The 18,701-nt window shown below is 57.9% G+C and carries 19 protein-coding genes and 2 tRNA genes; 10 read left to right on the forward strand and 11 right to left on the reverse strand.

The features are described 5' to 3' along the window. Positions 1–9: 9 nt before the first annotated feature. Positions 10–1,623 (forward strand): CHASE domain-containing protein, encoded by a 1,614-nt coding sequence (locus tag PO778_RS13510; protein WP_160730759.1) that lies wholly within the window; start codon positions 10–12, stop codon positions 1,621–1,623. A 57-nt stretch (positions 1,624–1,680) separates the two neighbouring features. Here PO778_RS13510 and PO778_RS13515 read toward each other — a convergent pair whose 3' ends face one another. The 3 genes from PO778_RS13515 to PO778_RS13525 all read right to left on the reverse strand — a co-directional run bounded on the left by PO778_RS13515 (position 1,681) and on the right by PO778_RS13525 (position 4,696). Beyond that, positions 1,681–2,472 (reverse strand): response regulator, encoded by a 792-nt coding sequence (locus tag PO778_RS13515; RefSeq protein WP_271440008.1) that lies wholly within the window; start codon positions 2,470–2,472, stop codon positions 1,681–1,683. A 523-nt stretch (positions 2,473–2,995) separates the two neighbouring features. Continuing rightward, on the reverse strand, positions 2,996–3,388 hold the full coding sequence (locus PO778_RS13520; RefSeq protein WP_235903702.1) for a response regulator: 393 nt from the start codon (positions 3,386–3,388) through the stop codon (positions 2,996–2,998). Positions 3,389–3,547: 159 nt separating this feature from the next. Then, the gene (locus PO778_RS13525; protein WP_271440046.1) at positions 3,548–4,696 is read right to left on the reverse strand and encodes an N-acetyltransferase; all 1,149 of its coding nucleotides are present in this window, start codon (positions 4,694–4,696) and stop codon (positions 3,548–3,550) included. Positions 4,697–4,902: 206 nt separating this feature from the next. On the opposite strand from PO778_RS13525, the gene PO778_RS13530 reads away from it, so the two are divergent. Next, a complete protein-coding gene (locus tag PO778_RS13530; RefSeq protein ID WP_271440009.1) occupies positions 4,903–6,009 on the forward strand; it encodes a fatty acid desaturase family protein in 1,107 nt (368 codons plus the stop codon). Here the strand turns inward: PO778_RS13530 and PO778_RS13535 are convergent. The 6 genes from PO778_RS13535 to PO778_RS13560 all read right to left on the reverse strand — a co-directional run bounded on the left by PO778_RS13535 (position 5,994) and on the right by PO778_RS13560 (position 12,447). After that, a complete protein-coding gene (locus tag PO778_RS13535; RefSeq protein WP_271440010.1) occupies positions 5,994–6,512 on the reverse strand; it encodes a GNAT family N-acetyltransferase in 519 nt (172 codons plus the stop codon). The two genes, PO778_RS13530 and PO778_RS13535, sit on opposite strands and share 16 nt — an antisense overlap. After that, on the reverse strand, positions 6,509–7,606 hold the full coding sequence (gene lptG, locus PO778_RS13540; RefSeq protein ID WP_160730755.1) for an LPS export ABC transporter permease LptG: 1,098 nt from the start codon (positions 7,604–7,606) through the stop codon (positions 6,509–6,511). The genes PO778_RS13535 and lptG overlap by 4 nt, the downstream gene beginning before the upstream one ends. 3 nt (positions 7,607–7,609) lie before the next feature. Next, positions 7,610–8,854, reverse strand: a complete 1,245-nt coding sequence (gene lptF, locus PO778_RS13545) for an LPS export ABC transporter permease LptF (protein ID WP_271440011.1) — start codon at positions 8,852–8,854, stop codon at positions 7,610–7,612. Between the two features lie 106 nt (positions 8,855–8,960). Continuing rightward, positions 8,961–9,344, reverse strand: coding sequence for an ATP-dependent Clp protease adapter ClpS (gene clpS / locus PO778_RS13550; RefSeq protein ID WP_235903701.1), 384 nt, complete (start codon positions 9,342–9,344; stop codon positions 8,961–8,963). A 286-nt stretch (positions 9,345–9,630) separates the two neighbouring features. After that, complete coding sequence (locus tag PO778_RS13700) at positions 9,631–10,077, reverse strand: phasin family protein (protein WP_438944411.1); 447 nt, start codon at positions 10,075–10,077, stop codon at positions 9,631–9,633. 456 nt (positions 10,078–10,533) lie between these two features. After that, positions 10,534–12,447: a PHA/PHB synthase family protein gene (locus tag PO778_RS13560; protein ID WP_271440013.1), complete on the reverse strand. Its 1,914-nt coding sequence runs from the start codon at positions 12,445–12,447 to the stop codon at positions 10,534–10,536. Between the two features lie 158 nt (positions 12,448–12,605). On the opposite strand from PO778_RS13560, the gene PO778_RS13565 reads away from it, so the two are divergent. The 6 genes from PO778_RS13565 (at position 12,606) to PO778_RS13590 (ending at position 16,801) form a co-directional block, all read left to right on the forward strand. Beyond that, complete coding sequence (locus PO778_RS13565; RefSeq protein ID WP_160730751.1) at positions 12,606–13,796, forward strand: LL-diaminopimelate aminotransferase; 1,191 nt, start codon at positions 12,606–12,608, stop codon at positions 13,794–13,796. A 114-nt stretch (positions 13,797–13,910) separates the two neighbouring features. Then, the gene (locus PO778_RS13570; RefSeq protein WP_160730750.1) at positions 13,911–14,462 is read left to right on the forward strand and encodes a helix-turn-helix transcriptional regulator; all 552 of its coding nucleotides are present in this window, start codon (positions 13,911–13,913) and stop codon (positions 14,460–14,462) included. 39 nt (positions 14,463–14,501) lie between these two features. Then, positions 14,502–14,840 carry a hypothetical protein gene (locus tag PO778_RS13575; RefSeq protein ID WP_160730749.1) on the forward strand — a complete coding sequence of 113 codons (339 nt, stop codon included), beginning with the start codon at positions 14,502–14,504 and terminating at the stop codon, positions 14,838–14,840. Positions 14,841–14,967: 127 nt separating this feature from the next. After that, positions 14,968–15,366 carry a hypothetical protein gene (locus PO778_RS13580; protein ID WP_160730748.1) on the forward strand — a complete coding sequence of 133 codons (399 nt, stop codon included), beginning with the start codon at positions 14,968–14,970 and terminating at the stop codon, positions 15,364–15,366. Beyond that, a complete protein-coding gene (locus PO778_RS13585) occupies positions 15,318–15,902 on the forward strand; it encodes a JAB domain-containing protein (RefSeq protein ID WP_160730747.1) in 585 nt (194 codons plus the stop codon). The genes PO778_RS13580 and PO778_RS13585 overlap by 49 nt, the downstream gene beginning before the upstream one ends. 92 nt (positions 15,903–15,994) lie before the next feature. Beyond that, positions 15,995–16,801: a crotonase/enoyl-CoA hydratase family protein gene (locus PO778_RS13590; RefSeq protein ID WP_271440014.1), complete on the forward strand. Its 807-nt coding sequence runs from the start codon at positions 15,995–15,997 to the stop codon at positions 16,799–16,801. 12 nt (positions 16,802–16,813) lie between these two features. Here the strand turns inward: PO778_RS13590 and PO778_RS13595 are convergent, their stop codons facing one another. Continuing rightward, entirely contained in the window at positions 16,814–17,593 is a 780-nt protein-coding gene (locus PO778_RS13595; RefSeq protein ID WP_271440015.1) for an acyl-CoA thioesterase, read from the reverse strand. 136 nt (positions 17,594–17,729) lie between these two features. Here PO778_RS13595 and PO778_RS13600 point away from each other — a divergent pair. After that, positions 17,730–17,803, forward strand: a tRNA-Cys gene (locus PO778_RS13600). A gap of 41 nt (positions 17,804–17,844) precedes the next feature. Beyond that, positions 17,845–17,920, forward strand: a tRNA-Thr gene (locus PO778_RS13605). A gap of 599 nt (positions 17,921–18,519) precedes the next feature. Here PO778_RS13605 and PO778_RS13610 read toward each other — a convergent pair. Further along, positions 18,520–18,701, reverse strand: a 182-nt coding sequence (locus PO778_RS13610; RefSeq protein ID WP_271440016.1) for a hypothetical protein, incomplete at its 5' end; no start/stop codon positions are given.

Raw genomic sequence — 18,701 nt, forward strand, 5'->3', positions numbered from 1 at the left:
CGCCTGTTGATGCAGTTCCCCCGCGCGGTTCCCGTTGCGATATTCCTGCTTATTGCGGCGATCACCAGCCTGAGCGTTTATGCTATCGAGGATGGCGAGCATCAGCGTGAGCATGCTGAGCTGCGTGAACGTGCGCAGGCTGTTGCTTCCGCGCTGGAGCGACGTGGCGGCTCGACAGCCTCGTATCTGCGTGCAGGGGCTGCGTTGTTCAGTTCGGTCGATGATGTCAGCCCGGTCTTGTTCAACCGGTTTGTGAGCAATCTGCGGGTTGATTCCGCCTATCGCGGATCGGAGGGGTTTGGCTGGGCCAAACGCTTGCGCCCGTCGGAGGTCGACGAATTCGAGAGCCAGTACATCAAGCAATATGGAAGCCGGATCGAAGTGTATCCCAAGTCTGCCGAGAACGAGACGCAGATTATTCCCGTCACCTATATCCGTCCTGATAATGAGCGGAACCGCCGGGCTATCGGATACGACATGTATTCCGATGCCACGCGCAGGGCGGCAATGGATGAAGCCGAGCGGACGAGCAGCCCCATCGCATCGGGTAAACTCGTCCTGTTGCAGGAAGGGGCCGGGTCAGATCCCGGGTTCATCATGTACATGCCGGTCTTTCAGGACGGCCGCTCGCCACAGCGCTTGAAAGGCTTCGTTTACAGTCCGTTCAGCGCCCAAGACATTCTGTCGTCGGCACTGGAACTCGAAACGCGCGGAGAGAAAGGCCTTCGCCTGTATGACGGCGAAGTCGCCCCCGGCCAGCTTATGGCGGAGATTGAGCCGGCGCTGTCCACCGGGCTTACCGTTACCGAACCAGTGACGATCGGCGGGCGGGAGATGCTGCTCGAAGTTGAATCCGCCAGAGGAAACACATTGTCGCGGCTTTCCATGCTGACTTTGCTGTTCGGTATCCTCGTCGCGACACTGCTGATTGTTGTCGCGCGTTTGCTGACCCGCCAGGCGCTGGAAGACCGGGCATCGCTCAACTGGTTCGAAGAGCAGAATTCGATCCGTAATTCGCTGACCCGCGAACTCAATCACCGGGTCAAGAACACGCTGGCCAACGTCTTGTCGATCATCGCGCTGACCCGCCGCCGCTCAAACAGTCTCGACGAATTTGCCGACAGTCTGGACGGCCGTATTCGCGCGCTTTCGGCCACGCATGATTTGCTGACCCAATCGGACTGGGGGACCACCCCGATACGTGCGCTGGTGGAAGCGGAAATGGCCCCTTATGCGCGGCACCACGACAAAGTGCTTGAGCTGGAGGGCCCGGACGTCGAACTGGCGCCCAATGACGCTCTTTCGCTGGGCCTCGCTATCCACGAGCTTGCGACCAATGCTGCCAAGTATGGCGCACTGAGCACTGCGGGCGGTAAAGTGACCGTCAAGTGGAGCAAGCTGACGGACAGTCTCGCCGAAGTATTCTGGACGGAAAGCGGTGGTCCGCCCGTGCCTCAAAACAGGCAGAACGGATTTGGCACAAATCTGATCGAAAAGATTGTTGCGCACGAACTGCGCAATCCGGTGGAACTTAGCTTCAAGCCAGAGGGTGTAACCTGCCGGTTGGTGGTTCCGCTGCGGCGCCCGAGCGAATTCTCGATCAGGGCAAACCGGCTGAAATAGCCGGTCGGGAAACTGGCCCGGCCGTGTGGCCGGGCGCAGCTTCGTCTCAATTTTAGCTCAGAGCGGCCGGCTGGAGCCGAAGAACAATGCCTGGCTGATCGCTGTGCGAACAGTCTCTTCCTGGAATGGCTTGGTGACCAGATAGGTCGGTTCCGGACGGGTGCCTGTCAGCAAACGTTCCGGGTATGCGGTGATAAAGATAACCGGGACGCTGGAAATCGCGAGGATATCGTCGACCGCGTCGAGGCCTGAAGAACCATCAGCCAGCTGGATATCTGCAAGGACAAGGCCGGGTGTCTTGTTGGCGACAACTTCGGCAGCCTGTGTCCGTGTCGCGGCAGTGCCGCACACTTCATGACCAAGCGACGTCACCAGATCTTCCAGCTGCATCGAGATCAGCGGCTCATCTTCGATGATCAGCACGCTGGTTGCCGATTCATCGTCAATTTCACGCACTGCTTCCTTGATCAGGGATTCGACGTCTTCGGACTTCATATCCATGATGGTGGCGGTATCGGTGATGCTGAAATCTTCCAGCGTCGTCAGCAGCAATGCCTGACGATTGAGCGGAGTGATCCGGCCGAGATGGTCCTGGGCAGCAGCTTCATGCCCGGTCAGCGCATCGCCTTCCGGCTCTGCTTCTGTGTAGGAGCTGGCCCAGACCTTGTTGAAAGCGCGGTAGAGCGGAACTCTGCCGTTCTCCAGCGATGCTTTCAGCTCGTCATCGGCAAGAGCGGCTTCCAAAGTTGCGGTAACGTATGTGTCACCTGTCTTTTGTGACCCGGTCAGTGCGCGGGCATAGCGCCGCAAAAATGGCAGATGCTCGGCGACGCGTTTTCCAAGTGACATGAATACCCTTCCGTTTGAATTCTGTGCGTGCGTGAAACGCTCGCTCACCCCTATTGTTCCAGTCATTCCACCAAGAAAAATCAATTCGCCAATGGTGATAACAAGCGGATTGGAATGATGCTGGGAGACTTATAACGCGCGAGAGCGATCGAACAAGCGGATGACCGTTTGGCAAATTTTCCATGCAGTAAATCAAGGACTTGGAAAATTTTTGCAGCAAAACGAACGGTGCCGGGAACCGACTAAATTGCCGAGCATTATTCTTGTATCACCGCCGAGACCCCCCTCCCGTCCAAACGGCTGGTGATATGATCCCGAAAGGCCTCCTTTCTCCATGAGAGAAAGGAGGCCTTTCTATTTTTACTGATGCCATCTTCGCGTCGAGCGCGAGAAAATCACAAGTCAGCTGGCCAATTCTCTACGGAACGGTGGGTGGATGCAGTGCGGTTCGCTCCGGCTCAGTTACCGGTTTTGCGGCGGCGCTGTGGTTTGGATCTGGGCGGCACCGAGGTGCTGACAGCGGTCAGTTGCTGCTGGAGATCAGCCGTTTGAGAATGCCTTTTGGCTTCCCTTCAATTGCGGCGAGCAATTCCTCGGGCTGATACGGTTTTTCCAGTATCTTGCCGAGTTTGGCTACACTCGCCGGTATTTCCTTCGGCGAACCGGTGGAAAAAACGATACGCGGCGACCGCGGGCTGAGCAGCGAGACGATTTCCGCGATTACATATCCATCGTCGGCATCTGCAAGATGAATATCGATGATCACTGCGTCCGGGCGTTTTTCGCGCAGGTGATTGACCGCTTCTTCCGTGCTCGCACAGCTATAGACCGACTTCACGCCAGCTTCGATCAGCGTCTGCTCCATCGACAGTGCAAGAACGGTGTCGTCTTCCACGACAAGAACGCACTCAGGCATGGTGCGGTCGCGTGGCTGTGAAGCGGCTTTGACCATATGGGCCCTATGCGTCTGAAGTTGCGTGATACATTGATAATTAAAGTCGCGGCGATGCGGGTGGTTCCCGCAACGGATGTAGTTTGGTCGCGGCGGCAAAACGCCTTAGCCCTGCGAAGACCGTCAGAGGTCCTTTCGGAAGATCACGTATTCGCGGTTCACCTTGCTGCCAATGGCATCGGCGATTGCAATCATTCCCTGATTATCGTCGAGAATCCAGCCGATCTCGGCCCGTTTTGTGTCGAACGCGGCGCGTGCGTCTTGTCGCACTGCATCAATCATCATGAAAGCCAGCTGGCTTGCCAGGCGCGAATTGTGAAATTCCTTCAGCACGCCCATCAGCGGAACGCGCATGTCGCTCCCCATCGGATTTCTCGACCAGCGGAGCAATTTGAGCCAGCCGAACGGCAGCATCTTGCCGCGAATTTGCGAGAGGACGCGGTTTACATCGGGGAGCGCGATCATGAATGCGACCGGGCGTCCGTCAAGTTCCATGATCCGGACAAGTTCCGGGTGCACCAGCGGTTTCAGTTTCTTCGCCGCATAGGATATTTCGCGCTCTGTAAACGGAATGAAACCCCAATTGTCTGACCACGCATCGTTCAGGATGTGCAGGATAATCCGGACTTCATCTTCGAAATTTTTCTTGTCCGCACTGCGCAGGTGAATGCGGTCATTATTCTGACCGGATTTAACGATGCGCCGGATGAGCGGCGAAAAATTAACTTCCACGTCCAGATCGTAGGTGAGCAGCTTCTTCGCTTCACGGTAACCGGCACTCTCTATCCAGCCCTGATAGTGGGCGGGGTGGTGGCCCATCATGATCAGCGGCGAATGATCGTGGCCGAAGGTCAGCAGGCCCGGCTCTTCCCAGATCGACAGGCTGATCGGGCCGAGGACATGGGTCATGCCCTGCGCTCGCAGCCAGTCTTCTGCGGCAGAAAGCAGCGCGTGACCGGTCTGTTCATCTTCTGCATCGAAATAGCCGAACATACCGGTGCCGCGGCCCATTCCCTGCTCGGCGGGCAATTCCAGCGCGAGTTCGTCGATATGCGCCGAAATTCGGCCGACCGGCTTTCCGCCCCTGAACGCCATCAGCAATTGAACGCGGGCATGTTCGAAAAACGGGTTCTTGGCCGGATCGACAAGTTCCAGCATTTCGCTGCGCAATTGCGGAACACTGTGCGGCGTCGCCGCTGCAAACTTGCGGCCAAGGTCGACGAAGGCGGCGCGCTCCTTCTTGCTCTTCGCGGGGGCGATAACTATCTGCATGTCGTTCACTCTAGTACCCTTGCTTGACCTTGCGGCCTGACGCTTTCTGCGCCCTGTTCATGCTGGATTAGCCCTGTGTGTGCATATCCTGTCTTGTCAAGCGACCCAGGTCAGTCTCGCCCAGAGTGCCCGCATGCGGCATGACAGGCGACAAGGACTGTCGCGAACCGCCGGATTGCGGTATGGGCCCTCTCGGATTTGAAATTATGACTATGCAACAAACGATCGATCCTGCGGCAAACGCACGCGCCACTGCCGAGCCGGCAAAACGCGCGCGGATTGCCGACGACAAGGATATGCTGCGCGCCGCCCGCGACCTGACGAAGGATATCGCGGAGGCAAAAGCGTCAATTTACTGGACCGATATGCTGCTTTCGGCAGGCTTGGGTTATGCGGCGCTGGCATTGGCGATCCTTGCGGACAGCGTGCCATTGGCAATCGCTGCGGGCCTCGCATCCGCCCTGCTGCTGTACCGTGCGCTGCTGTTCATCCATGAATTGTCGCACATCCACAGGAACGCGCTACCGGGATTTCGCAAGGCGTGGAACTTGCTGGTTGGTATCCCGATGCTGACCCCGTCCTTCATGTATGAAGGGGTTCACACCTTGCATCACAAGCGCACCCAGTACGGTACAATCGAAGACCCTGAATACCTGCCCCTGGCATTGATGAAGCCGTGGTCGCTGCCATTGTTCGTGCTGATCGCGCTGCTGGCGCCGCCAGCGCTGGTTTTGCGGTTTGGCATTCTGGTTCCGCTTGGCGCGGTTTTCCCGCCGATCCGCAAACTCGTATGGGAACGTGTCTCGGCGTTGTCGATCAATCCCGATTTTCGCCGCCGTCCGCCGGAAGGCGAGTTGAAGCCGCGCGTTTTCTGGCAGGAAACGCTGGGAATGATCTGGGCGTGGTGCCTGATCGGCAGCATCTTTGCTTTCGGCTGGAAACCGATCCTCGTCGCACTTGCCGTGTTCTCGTTCACCGCGGTTCTCAACCAGCTGCGGACGCTGGTCGCGCATCTTTGGGAGAATGACGGCGAAGCGATGACGGTGACTGCGCAGTATCTGGATTCGGTCAATGTCCCGCCGCCGGGCAGGATCGCGGAAATCTGGGCACCGGTCGGCCTGCGTTATCATGCGCTGCACCACCTGATGCCCAGCATGCCTTATCATTCGCTGCCGGAGGCACACCGCAGGCTGGCCGCGCATCTTGGCGCTGGATCGACGTTCGACGGTGCGAACCACAAAGGTATGTTCACGCTGGTTGCGCGTATCGCGCGCAGCACCATGCGGGTTAGCCGGGATCAATCGATAAAATAGATCATTGCGCAGCGCAGGCTTCGCGGCAAACCGTTCGTCTCTTCGCTGGCCAGTTCGCCCGCAAGCCGTGGGTGCGCGTCGAGGTTGCTGACTTCCGCAAACCCCAGTCGCGCATAGAATGCGGCGTTCCACGGAATATCCCGAAAGGTGGTCAGCGTCAGCGCGGAAAAGCCTGAATTGCGCGCATCGATCATGCAGGCGCGCAAGAGTCCGGCGCCTATCCCCATCTGCTGATAATTGGCATGCACCGACATTTCGCGGATATGCAGTTCCCGTCTGTGAGGTTCAGCTGCAAGAAACCCGACGATCTTTTCGTCGGCAGATGAGACGAGGGAATGGCCCTTTGCAATCAGGGCTTCATGCTGCGCAACGCTCAAGACATCGCTGAAATCGATGCCTGCAAGTTCGGGATTTTGCGCGAACAGCGCGCTGGCTGATCTTTCTATGCCCGGCAGATGCGCAGCATCGTCCCGCCGTGCCAGGCGTAGCGACCAGTCGGTCACTCCTCGGTACGGATAAGCACCGTCTCACCGATCAGCGTAAACAGGAAGAACGGGGCCCAGGCCGCCAGAAATGGCGGGTATCCGCCGAAATTGCCCATCGCCAAGGCGGCATTGTCGACCACGAAGTAAGCAAAACCCAGCGCCATGCCGATAATTGCGCGCAGGAACAGCTGGCCCGACCGGGCAAGCCCGAACGCCGCGATCGAACCGAGTAACGGCATCAGGAAAGCGGAAAGCGGACCCGATAGCTTGTGCCACCATTTTGCCCGCAATTCGCTGGTGCGCCGACCGACGGCTTCGTAGGCATCGATTGAGCGTGACAACGAAAAGAAATCCTGGGCATCGGGATCGACGCTATCCAGTTCTATCTGGGCAACGGTCAAACCTTCGCCGACGATCATGGTGTCCTGCGCTCGCGTGTCGGCAGAGGCAACATCGAAGCTTTCGATATTCTCGAGCTTCCAGCCGGGCGCGGCATAGGTGGCGCGCTCTGCACGCACTTGCTGGGCCAGCATTCCCGAACTGTCGCGGCTGTACCAGGTGACGCCTTCCATCCGTATGGCTTCGCCGGTTCCGGTCAACCTGCTCGCGGCGAGGATATTGGCGCCGTCGGTCAGATAGACATTCGTCTTCACGGCGGAATCTTCGGGTATCGGCCCAAACTCCGCGCCTTCCCATGCCTTCAGCGTGGCAGTGGCGCGGGTCACGATACGTTCGTTAAAGGCAAAGCTGACAACGGAAACTATAGCGGCAGTGAGCAACAACGGTGCCAGTACCTGATGCGCAGAAAGCCCGGCCGCCTTCATCGCCACGACCTCGCTGTTCTGGTTGAGCGTGACCAGCGTAATCAGGGTGGCAAGCAGAACCGAATACGGCAGGAAACGCGAGATCAGCTGCGGTATTCGCAGCATCGCATAAGTCAGCAGTTCCGATTGTCCGTTGCCGGGTGCGGCAAGAATTTCCCCGGTGGTGCTGAGCAGGTCGAGCGCCATCAGCACCAGGACAAGCACCGCCAGCATCGCGAGAATGCGCACGACGAACAGTTTCGCCAGATAGAACGTCAGCGTTCGCGAAGGGAAGAAGTCGAGCTGCATGGTCTATTCTGCCGGTGCTGCTTCTATGGCCGGTCCGGCAAGCCGGCTGCGTTTCTTGCGGCCGAATAGCTTGCGGACGCGTTTGCCCATCTTGGCGCTCGCTGCCTCCAGCGCGCCGATGGCCTGACCGCCGGGCACGAAAGCGACCCGGTAATACATCCACAAGATCAGCGCGGCGAATAACAGGAACGGGCCCCACAAGGCGACGACCGGTTCAACCCGGCCAAGCGCGGCGATGTCTTCTCCGTACTGGTTCACTTTGTGATAGGCGACGACCATCACGATCGACACAAAAACCCCGAGGGCCGATGTCGATCGTTTGGGCGGGATCGCCAGTGCCACCGCCAGTAGCGGCATCAGCAACATCATGACCACTTCGACCAACCGGAAATTGAAGCTGGCCTGGCTCGCATCCCGTTTGGCCTCGCTTTCATTGTCCGACCAACCGATACTGAGCAGTTCGGGCAGAATATACTCGCGCTCCGCATCGCCGCGGTCGCGGAATTCCTCGATCCGGGGCAGGTCGATGGGCAGGTCGTGACGAGTAAAGCTGAGCACGCGCGGGGTCGATTTCTCGCCGCCCGTGTCCTGCACGATCGTGCCATCGGTCAGCCGCAGAATGATTGTGTCGGGGCTGTCGTTGGTGGCCAGGAAATTGCCTTCGCGCGCGGTGATGGACAGCACCTGACCTTCGCTGTTCGATGCGCGGGCAAAGATACCCTTCAGCCGCCTGCCATCGTCTTCGCTTTGTTCGATCCGCAGCGCCATGCGGTCAGCGAGGGTGGTGAATTCGCCGACCTTGATCGACGCGCCCAGCGCGCCGGAGCGAAGTTCGTATTCGAGCTGTTCGTAATAATACCGGCTGACCGGCTGGATATAGAACACCAGCGCGACATTGACCGCCATCAGCACCGCAGTGATGATATACGGCACCCGCAATAGCCGGCCATAACCCAGCCCTACTGCCCGCATCACGTCGAGCTCGCTGGAGGTGGCGAGTTTGCGAAATGCCAGCAAAATGCCCAGCAGCAACCCGAGAGGAATCGCGAGGCTCGCATATTCCGGGATCAGGCTGGCGAGCATTTTGAAAACGATGCCTACCGGCCCGCCTTCTGTTGCGACAAAATCAAACAGGCGCAGCATCTTGTCGAGCAGCAGCAGCGAGGCGGCAATCGCAAACACGCCCAGCATCGGCAGGATCACCAGCCGGAAAATGTATCGGTCAATGGCGGGAATGAAATTGAACACGCTTACGCGGCCTGGCTCGTTATTGTTGTCGCTGAAACAACTCTAGCGCGTATTTCGCCCGCGGTCATGCCCCGCGATGCACAGGCAGCACAATATTGCTGGTCGGTCAGGCTTTTTCCAGCGTGCACTGGAGCGGGTGCTGGTTCTCTTTGGCGAAATCCATCACTTGGTTCACCTTGGTTTCAGCAACCTCGTAGGGGAATATACCGCACACGCCGACACCCTTCTGGTGGACATGCAGCATCACTCTGGTCGCTTGTTCCAGATCCATCCGGAAAAACCGTTTGAGGACCATCACGACGAATTCCATCGGCGTGTAATCGTCGTTCAGCAGCAGCACTTTGTACTGGCTGGGCTTTTTCGGTTTCGCTTTTGACTTGGTCGCGATGCCGACCTGGCCTTCACCGATATCGCCATCGTCAGGCGAATCCTCGCCAGCCGCGCGATTCGCGGTATGGGCGGCAAGTTGGCAGGGTGGGGTCGTGATCATTGCGTGGCCAATATCGTATGCGGCGCGCGAACTGCAAGGGCCAGTTGGGCGCTGCGGGGGCAGGTGGTCGAATTCTGTTCTTGCCGGTGACAAATTAACGCCTCGCAAATGGCCGGGGCAAATGGCCGGGCCGTTCAAGTCTCACGCCCAAAGAGATGTCGGACCCAAATAGAAAGCGGGCCGGACGGTATTACCGTCCGACCCGCAGGAGGAATAGCCGGAGAGGGAGAGGGAGAGTTCCGGCTGAAACCTCGTTCCTGTTCAGCCCTTTCGGGCGATCAGGAGATTAGGCAGCCTTGCGGATCTTTTCCGCAGCCAGGCTCATGCGGCTGGAAATCGGAGCGAATGCTTCGTTAGCCAGCTTGACCCATGCTTCGGTGTTCTTCGAAACGGCAGCGACGGTTGCGTCGAAATTGCGCGAAGCGAACTTGCCCTGAAGCTGGACGAATTCAGTCGGCGAGCGAACAGCTGCGACTTCCTTGACGTCTGCGGTCATGGTTTCAACTGCACCCTTGGCGTCTTCGACATAGGTCTTGCCCATGTCCTGCATGCCGGAAGCGAGGATCTTGCCCGATTCAACGACTGCTTCGACATTGCCCTTGGTGAATTCGCCCATTTCAGCGGCGTATTCGGTGCCCTTGTCGTAAACCGTCTTAGCGCGGGTCTGCAGGTCAGCGAGACCTTCTTTTACCTGTGCGGTGTAATCGGTGGCTTTGGTCTGTGCTTTGGTCATAATGGTTTCCTTTGCGGGAGATTTCGTGATTTTCTTGACGGCAGCCTTGCGTTTCGCAGGCGCTTTCTTTGCGGTTTTCTTGGCTGCAGGCTTTTTGGCAGCAACCTTCTTCGCCGCAGCTTTCTTTTTGGCCGGAGCCTTTTTCTTCGCGGGTGCCTTCTTGGCCGGAGCAGGTTCGTCCGCCTTCACGGCTTCCGCGATTGCCTTCACGCTGACATCCGACTTTGCGTCTTCAGCAGCAGGCTTGACGTCTGTCTTCTTGGCAGCAGCTTCGGCGTATGCCTTTTCAGCAGCAGCATCGATTTTACTGGCGTTGGTAGCCATGGTCAGTACCTCTTGCTTCGCGGGTGCAGCACCCTTTTGTTGCAGTGCACAAAATAGGGATTGCGACTGCGAAGTCAAGAAGTTTTTGTGCAGTGCAGCATAGCCCTGCAAGATATTGTTTATAAAGCAGAACTAGCGGCTCTTTACATAGCGTCCAGGCGCGTCTTCAATAATTTTGTCGCCTCTACCGCCCGGTTTTCGCTTGCCTGTCGCGGGTATAAGAGTGTTGTCCTGCTGTTTGAGCCAGTCGATCCAGTCGGGCCACCAGCTGCCGGGCGTTTCTGTCGCCCCCTCACGGAATTCCTGCAACGAAGACACATCCGCCTCGTTGGTCCAATACTGATACTTGCCCGATCCGGGCGGGTTGACCACTCCGGCGATATGGCCCGAACCTGCCAACACGAAACGCATCGGCCCCTGAAAGTGGTCGGTAATGTGCCAGACGCTTTCGGCAGGCGCTATATGGTCTTCCTTGCCAGCCTGAACATAGCACGGTGTTTCGACCAGCTTGAGATCGATAGCGGTTCCGTCGGCGTTCAACGCATCGCTCTGCACCAGCTTGTTGTCGCGGTAGAGGTCGCGCAGATATTCCTGATGCCATTTGGCAGGCAGATTGGTGACATCGCCATTCCAGTGCAGCAGGTCGAACGCCGGATAATCTTCGCCCAGCAGATAATTGTTGATCCAGTAATTCCAGATCAGATCGCTGCCGCGGAGCATGTTGAATGCCGCCGCAGTGTATCGGCCATCGAGATAGCCGCAATTGGTCAGCTGCTCGATGCCTGACAACTGCCGGTCATCAATGAAGTTGAGCAATTCGCCTGCTTTTGCAAAATCGACCTGAGCGGTGAAGAAGGTCGCGCTTTTGACCTTGTCCTGTTCGTCCCGGCGGTGGAGGATCGCCAGTGTTGCTGCCAGCGTAGTGCCGGCCACGCAGTAACCGATGGTGTGGACAGACGGTACCTTCAGCCGTGCACGAATGTGGTTGATCGCATCGATTTGCGCGCAAATGTAATCGTCCCACACGACATCGGCCATGCTTTCGTCCGCGGATTTCCAGCTGACTACGAAGGTGGTCACGCCTTGTTCGACGGCCCAGCGGATGAAGCTCTTTTTGGGATTGAGGTCGAGAATATAGAAGCGGTTGATCCAGGGCGGAAAAATCACCAGCGGCGTTTCCAGCACTTCGTCAGTAGTCGGTGTGTACTGGATCAACTGGTAGAGATCGGTTTCGTATACGACCTTGCCCGGGGTAACCGCGATATTCCTGCCGAGTTCGAACGCATCGGGATCGACATGGGTCAATTGCCCCTTTTTCATGTCGTCCGCGAAATGCTCCATACCCTTGACCAGGTTTTCGCCCTTCTGCTCCAGCGTCTTCTCGATCACGATCGGGTTGAGCATCGGAAAGTTTGCCGGACTCAACGCCTCGGTCACCGCGCGGGTGGCAAAGCGCAGCTGTTCGCGCTGGCCTTCATCCAGCCCTTCCATTTCATCGACCATGCCGGACAGCCGCTCGGCTATCAGCAGGTAAGTCTGGTGGATCAGGGCAAAAGCAGGCTGGTCGCTCCACCGCCGATCGGCAAAGCGGCGGTCCTTGCGCGGCAGCTCGCGCTCGTCTTCGGTGACCGCTTCTGGCCCAATCCCGTATCTGCCGAGCACTGTCTGCCAAAGTTCAAGGCTGTCTTCCCATAGCTTCTTCTGGTTCGCAGGTTCGGTGATCGGCATCTGGCGATACCAGTTCTGCATTGCACCAAACCATTCGAGCGGATCGACAATCGCCAGTTTCGGCTCTGTCGATTGCGCTTGCTCAGCCTGCAGATCCATCCACATTTTCTGCAGCTTGCCGAACACTTCGTGCCAGTGATCCATGTCCGCTGGCGCACCCATGGCGCCGGGCGTCATCGGTGCGGCACCTGCGAATGGCGATGACCCTGCGGCGCCTGTCATCCCCGGCATGAATTGCTGCAGCATACCTTGCATCATGGCCGCCTGGCCTTTCATCAGTTCGGCGAAGGGGGCAGTCGGATCTTTGGGGTCGGTCATGACAGTCCTGCGGTGCGAGGGCGTGGTACGAATCTATCTCTGGATATAGATTGCGGCTTGCGTGATTGTAGCTGACCTTGGATAGGTCACAACATTGAAACAGCAGATCTTCTGTTTCTGAATAGGAATTCCAAGCGAAAGGCCCTGCAGGTAACAAAATGAACACCGACTTCTACCGCATGAAACGACTGCCACCCTATGTCATCGCCGAAGTGAACGCGATGCGGGCAGCCGCGCGGCATGAAGGGCGCGACATTATCGACCTGGGGATGGGTAATCCCGACCAGCCGCCGCCGGCGCATGTGATAGAGAAGCTGTGCGAAGTTGCGCAGAAGCCAGATGCGCATGGATATTCGCAGTCAAAAGGCATTCCCGGGCTGCGCAAGGCCAAGGCGAATTACTATGCTCGGCGGTTTGGCGTCGATGTCGATCCTGAAACAGAAATCGTCGTGACCATGGGTTCGAAAGAAGGTCTGGCCAGCCTGGCGAATGCGATCACTGCCCCGGGCGACGTTATTCTGGCGCCAAATCCATCCTATCCGATCCATACGTTTGGTTTCATCATTGCCGGTGCAACGATCCGCGCAGTTCCGACGACGCCCGATGAAGAATACTGGCGCGCGCTGGAAAATGCCATGGCGTTCACCGTCCCGCGGCCCAGCGTACTGGTGGTGAATTATCCGTCCAATCCGACTGCGGAAGTGGTCGATCTGGCATTTTACGAACGACTTGTGGCGTGGGCAAAGGAGAACGAGGTCTGGATCCTGTCCGACCTCGCCTATTCAGAGCTGTATTATGATGGCAATCCGACACCGTCGATCATGCAAGTTCCCGGCGCGAAGGATGTCGCGGTCGAATTCACGTCCATGTCGAAGACATATTCGATGGCCGGCTGGCGCATGGGTTTTGCCGTGGGCAACAAACAACTCATCGCCGCGATGACGCGCGTGAAATCCTATCTCGATTATGGCGCCTTCACCCCGATTCAGGCCGCCGCCTGTGCGGCACTGAACGGCCCGCAGGATATCGTCGAATCCAACCGGTTGCTGTATCAGAAGCGGCGCGACGTAATGGTCGAGGCATTTGGCCGTGCCGGTTGGGATATTCCGCCACCGCCCGCCTCGATGTTTGCATGGGCGCCGTTGCCGCCAGCGCTCAAAGACATGGGAAGCCTGGAATTTTCCAAGCAACTCCTGACCAATGCTGAAGTAGCTGTCGCCCCGGGCGTAGGTTACGGCGAGATGGGCGAGGGGTTTGTGCGAATCGCCATGGTCGAAAATGAGCAAAGACTTAGGCAGGCTGCGCGTAACGTTAAGCGTTACCTTACCTCGCTTGGCGTAAATGGCTGAACGCTTCGCTCAAATATAAGGATTTTTATTGTCTGGACCGAATCGGTGCCTCTGTGCGTTGATTCGGCGTGAACAATAATTTACTCTTTGCACCATGAGGACATTCCCTCACCCATGACATCGGCAGCCACCCTTGACCTGACCGAGAAGCAACGCGCCGTGCTCGAGCGTGTGGATCGGCGCGTGCCAATCAAGGTAATCGCCGCCGAACTCGGCGTGTCCGAGGCGCGCATAAACCAGCATATCCGTGCACTGAAGGATAAATTCGAGGCGGAAAGCCTCAACGCGCTGGTCGAGGCGTACAGGGCGGAACCAGACTACGAATACAAGGGCGAAGACCCCTATAGAAAACCTATATACAGGAATTCTCAGCTGCCGGATGAACCGATCTTCCCCGATCAGGGTTCTCGGGTCGACCCCGGCGAGATCGTCCTTTCTGATGCGCATCACGTCCTCATCGATGTGCCTTGGTCAGGACCCCGGGAGCCGGTGGTCGTCCCAACTGCGTTAGATGGTGAAAACGCCGTTCTTTTGCGCTTGGCTGCAATGATCGGCATCGCTTTCGGAGTGGTCGCCGCGATCATCCTGGTCGTTTCGGCGGCTGTATCGGTCGGCGAAGTTCTGGACGGAAAAGCCTCCATCGACGCGAGTTCTCAAGACTCGTGAATGTAATCTTCGCGGGTCTCAACCCGCCGGAGATTTTCAATGAACGACACAATGCGCAATGACGCCTTGAACATTAAAAAGCTGATCCGCGAAGCCGAAGCCCTTTCGGATGAAGCGATGATCGCATGTTCCAAGCTCAAGCAGGCGATGATTTCAGCCCGCCAAAATCCTGACATCGCAATCGATGTTGGCCAGAAGGCGGTTCTTCGTCTGACCCAGGCTGAACAGCAAGCGATGTCGATGTCGACCAGCCTGCTGCGCGTGCATGACGAACTGAGTAAGATTTATCGTGAACATGCCGGGTCGGACGAAGGCGTCCCCACTGTAATCCCTGCTTCCGCGCTCGACGCTGTTTTGGTAGAGAGCGAGCTCACCTGAAGAAGCGGAAGGTAATGCTCTGGCTGCGCTAAATTTCTGGAACGAATATCGGGAAATTGGGCAGTCGGTGGCGGTTTTCCTCCTCGTCCTCGCCGCGTTTCGTTTCGGACGCGGGCCGGAACGAGGAATGAGCCTGGTACTACTCTGGATGATCCTGTCCGATGACGTGTACCATTTGTTCGTTGCCCGTGATCTCTCCTTGCAAGGTGTGGATTTCGGACATCTGTTTATAGATTTGTCCGCATGCGCCGCGATGATCGTAATCGCACTGCGGGCCAACCGGATGTACACCCTATGGCTGGCTGGCTTACAAATTCTGGCATTCCTGGCACATCTGGCGCGGGAACTGGTGGAGACGATCTCTCCGATTGCCTACGCGATCCTCTACATGGGTCCGTTCTATTTTCAGATCATCATCCTGGCGTTCGGGATATGGTTGCACCACCGGCGGGTCAGCCTCCACGGCAATTACAGGCAATGGCGGAGCTCCTCTCGCCCTTCGCGGGAGAGCGCTCGGGCGAGCTAGCAGAAGTTTTGAAGGGCCGCTTCGGGTCGCTCGCACAGGCGCTTGCCGCGCCCCCTTCGGAATTGCGCGAAGTCGGCGGACAGTTCGGTAATGCCTGCGAAATGCTGGTCGCTGCCAAAACCATCGTAGAGGCTGCGCAGCGCGAACAACTGCAATCCGTTCCGGTCGACCCGCTTAATCCGCAATTGCTGATCTATCTGCGCTCGCGCCTGTGCCGGGCGAACGAGGAACGTTTGTTGGTCGTATTTTGCGACGCGGAGCAGCGCTACCTGGTCGATGAGGAGATGGGCTGGGGCAATGACCACCAGGTCCGCTGCGATGTTTCCAGGCTGTTCAAACGGGCGCTGACGCTGGATTCCAGCAAGATCCTGCTCGCCCATAACCACCCGTCCGGCGATTGCCGCCCCAGCGATGACGACGTGAATTCCACCCGGCAGTTGGCGCTGACCGCTCAGGTGCTGGGTATCAAGGTTGTCGATCACCTGATCGTGACGTCCGACCGCGCCTACAGCATGCGGTCTGGCGGACGCTTCTGAGGCGCAGAGCCCAAGAAGGTCTGGACAGCAAACGCCGCATCCGCAACCATGTCTGCCAATCGATAATCAGAAAGAATCGGCAGGTGACGAGCATGGAATTTCAGCAGAACGAGCGTGTCTCGATCAAACTCGGCGATGACGGTGTTGCGCAGGTCCGTCTAACCCGCGCCGATAAGATGAACGCGCTGGATCCGGAGATGTTCGAACAGATCATCAAGGCCGGTCAGGCATTGCACACTATGAAAGGCCTGCGGGCGGTTGTGCTTTCGGGCGAAGGGGCAAGCTTCTGTGCGGGCCTCGACACGTCGAGCTTCGGCCGCGAACCATCATCTGACGAGCCTTCTCTGACCGAGCGGACCTTCGGCAATTCGAACAAGTTCCAGCAGGTCGCAACCCAGTGGCGCAAGCTCCCCGTCCCGGTGATCTGTGCGATCCACGGCGTGTGTTTCGGCGGCGGCATGCAAATTGCCAGCGGTGCGGACATCCGGGTTGCTGCACCCGATTCCCGCATGGCGATCATGGAACTCAAATGGGGCCTGGTACCGGACATGGGCGGTTACGCGTTGTGGCGCGGCCTGGTGCGTGACGATGTGCTGAGGGAACTGGTCTACACGAACCGCCAGTTCACCGGCGAAGAAGCGCAGGAATATGGCCTGGCGACTTTCGTGGACAGCGATCCGCATGCCCGGGCCACTGCGATTGCGACCGAAATTGCCAATCGCAACCCGCACGCAATTCGCGCGGCCAAACGGCTGCACAACAAGATGGCTGATACCGCGGGCGACGAATTGCTGATGGAAGAAAGCATCGAGCAGCACGGCATCATGCGCACGAAAAACCAGATCGAGGCTGTGATGGCCGGGATGGCCAAGCGTGCACCAAAGTTTGAAGACGTCTAGCGCGTCGGCGCGCTAGCCAAAAATCGCAACTGCCTGAATGCCGGATAGCATCTGCTTCCCATCGGCATTCCATAGCCGCAGGCGCTCACTCGAATAACCTTCGTCGGCGTGGTCGCTGGCTGTTTCTGCCAGCCACCAGCCATCGCGCGTCTTGGGCTGGTGATCGAGCAGGTTGAACGACCAGTTGATTGAGCTGATCGGTCCGCGCCGCTGCATGATCCGTGCAGCTGACGGGGGTAGCGTGTCGCCCATCAGGATGAGTTCGGAGACCGGATCGACGTCTGCGGGCTCTTTCAGCCGGGTCCAGCGCCTGACCACGGGCTCGTCTGCCCCGCGCCGTTCGGGTGTGTAATGCACATCGTAATTGTTGCGCAGGAATTCAGGTGCGCGGTCGGTGTTGGCCGGCCGCGAATCTTCCGGTCTTCCGGGATCGGGGCTGGGGCCGGGCGCAGGATGGACAGCATTCGGTTCGCGCGCTGTGCCAAACAGCCAGAACGCGGTCAGCGCTACCTTTCCTTCTGACAGGATTTCGCTCCGCAATTGTGCGACATTGCGGCCCTGCCGGATCATCTCGCTGCGCAGTTCGAATGTCTCACCCACCGGTGCGACGAACCCCACCTGGCCCGCGCGGAGCGGGGGAAGATCGGGAAAGGCCCGGATAGCTGCGGTGTATGCGATCAAGGCGGACGCGCCGCCATACAGCGTGCGGCCCTGCATCCAGCTTTCGGCGTTGTTCAGTGTTACGCTGCCACCAGCAGCGGTAATCGGATCTATCAGACTGTTCACACTCATTCAGGTTTCATAGCGAAACGCGTCTGATGTGCCAGCCCGCTTTTACTATCGGTAGACGGTCAAGAATCGCATTGCCTATCAGTGCGCGAGACGCTAGATGCCCGCTTCCGCCATGGGCCTTGCCCATGGGAACAGAGGCCCGATGGCGGAGTGGTGACGCAGCGGATTGCAAATCCGTGCACGCCGGTTCGATTCCGGCTCGGGCCTCCAGACATCAAGCGGGTCAGGCGCAGGCCATCGACCCCGCCGGAGCCGCTTTAGCTCAGTCGGTAGAGCACATCATTCGTAATGATGGGGTCAGAGGTTCGAATCCTCTAAGCGGCACCAGTTCTCTCGGTAGGTAAAGTCGGAACATGTAGCGTAAAGGCAGTTCGGCTGGTCGCTTGTGTGGGTCTGGAGTGGGGCGTTTCTAAATAACGGTTCGTGGCGGTGCTATTGAACACCCACTGCGCTTTACCATTGGGCGCGGAGCCTCGTAAATGTCGTGAACTGAGCCGATAACGGACGGTTTGCTACGGGGATCTCCGTCTGAGGAAAGCGATCGCTGCTCCGAATATGGCGGCAGAGCAATCGCTTCTTCGGCATTAGAGCTACCGGTGGCGGTTTGGTCTCTCCTTAACCTGAACTACAATGCTTCTTGATCAAGAAGAGTACTAGGTGACGCCGGGCGTGCCTGTCATCACTTAGGCTGGCAAAGTCCCCGCGACGCTCGCTGTGCTTATTTCTCGCGTGGTGATTCAGCACTCAATAGCTTTCCGGCGTATCCGAGATCCCAATTACATATGACGAATCATCATTATGATCGGCGCGAATCGCAATTCTCTGCCTCGTTGTTTGCTGCGCAGGTTAGTTCAACATGGCAGTGTCCGTAGGTTTGCAGTCTGCCGCGATTGTCCTGCCTATGGTGAGGGCAGTCCTGCCTTTGGTCAGTGTAACACACCGATGGTAAGTGGGTCGTCAGCGAAAAAACCCGCTGCTAAGGCTGCCGGCTCCGCTAGCCTGAACAGCGCGGCGAACGCTGAATCGGACGGAGATCGTTCAGTATCTGCCTGCCCATAATAAAATTGCAAAAAGGGTTTGACGGGAATGTGAGTCGTGTCTAGAAGCG

Source organism: Pontixanthobacter luteolus (assembly GCF_947494915.1).
GTDB lineage: Bacteria > Pseudomonadota > Alphaproteobacteria > Sphingomonadales > Sphingomonadaceae > Pontixanthobacter > Pontixanthobacter luteolus.

Excerpts from the sequence above, each read along its gene's own strand:
- PO778_RS13510 (WP_160730759.1), top strand. The coding sequence starts at position 10 with ATGCAGTTCCCCCGCGCGGTTCCCGTTGCGATATTCCTGCTTATTGCG.
- PO778_RS13515 (WP_271440008.1), bottom strand. The coding sequence starts at position 2,472 with ATGTCACTTGGAAAACGCGTCGCCGAGCATCTGCCATTTTTGCGGCGC.
- PO778_RS13520 (WP_235903702.1), bottom strand. The coding sequence starts at position 3,388 with ATGCCTGAGTGCGTTCTTGTCGTGGAAGACGACACCGTTCTTGCACTG.
- PO778_RS13525 (WP_271440046.1), bottom strand. The coding sequence starts at position 4,696 with ATGCAGATAGTTATCGCCCCCGCGAAGAGCAAGAAGGAGCGCGCCGCC.
- PO778_RS13530 (WP_271440009.1), top strand. The coding sequence starts at position 4,903 with ATGACTATGCAACAAACGATCGATCCTGCGGCAAACGCACGCGCCACT.
- lptG (WP_160730755.1), bottom strand. The coding sequence starts at position 7,606 with ATGCAGCTCGACTTCTTCCCTTCGCGAACGCTGACGTTCTATCTGGCG.
- clpS (WP_235903701.1), bottom strand. The coding sequence starts at position 9,344 with ATGATCACGACCCCACCCTGCCAACTTGCCGCCCATACCGCGAATCGC.
- PO778_RS13700 (WP_438944411.1), bottom strand. The coding sequence starts at position 10,077 with ATGACCAAAGCACAGACCAAAGCCACCGATTACACCGCACAGGTAAAA.
- PO778_RS13560 (WP_271440013.1), bottom strand. The coding sequence starts at position 12,447 with ATGACCGACCCCAAAGATCCGACTGCCCCCTTCGCCGAACTGATGAAA.
- PO778_RS13565 (WP_160730751.1), top strand. The coding sequence starts at position 12,606 with ATGAACACCGACTTCTACCGCATGAAACGACTGCCACCCTATGTCATC.
- PO778_RS13570 (WP_160730750.1), top strand. The coding sequence starts at position 13,911 with ATGACATCGGCAGCCACCCTTGACCTGACCGAGAAGCAACGCGCCGTG.
- PO778_RS13575 (WP_160730749.1), top strand. The coding sequence starts at position 14,502 with ATGAACGACACAATGCGCAATGACGCCTTGAACATTAAAAAGCTGATC.
- PO778_RS13580 (WP_160730748.1), top strand. The coding sequence starts at position 14,968 with ATGAGCCTGGTACTACTCTGGATGATCCTGTCCGATGACGTGTACCAT.
- PO778_RS13585 (WP_160730747.1), top strand. The coding sequence starts at position 15,318 with ATGGCGGAGCTCCTCTCGCCCTTCGCGGGAGAGCGCTCGGGCGAGCTA.
- PO778_RS13590 (WP_271440014.1), top strand. The coding sequence starts at position 15,995 with ATGGAATTTCAGCAGAACGAGCGTGTCTCGATCAAACTCGGCGATGAC.
- PO778_RS13595 (WP_271440015.1), bottom strand. The coding sequence starts at position 17,593 with ATGAGTGTGAACAGTCTGATAGATCCGATTACCGCTGCTGGTGGCAGC.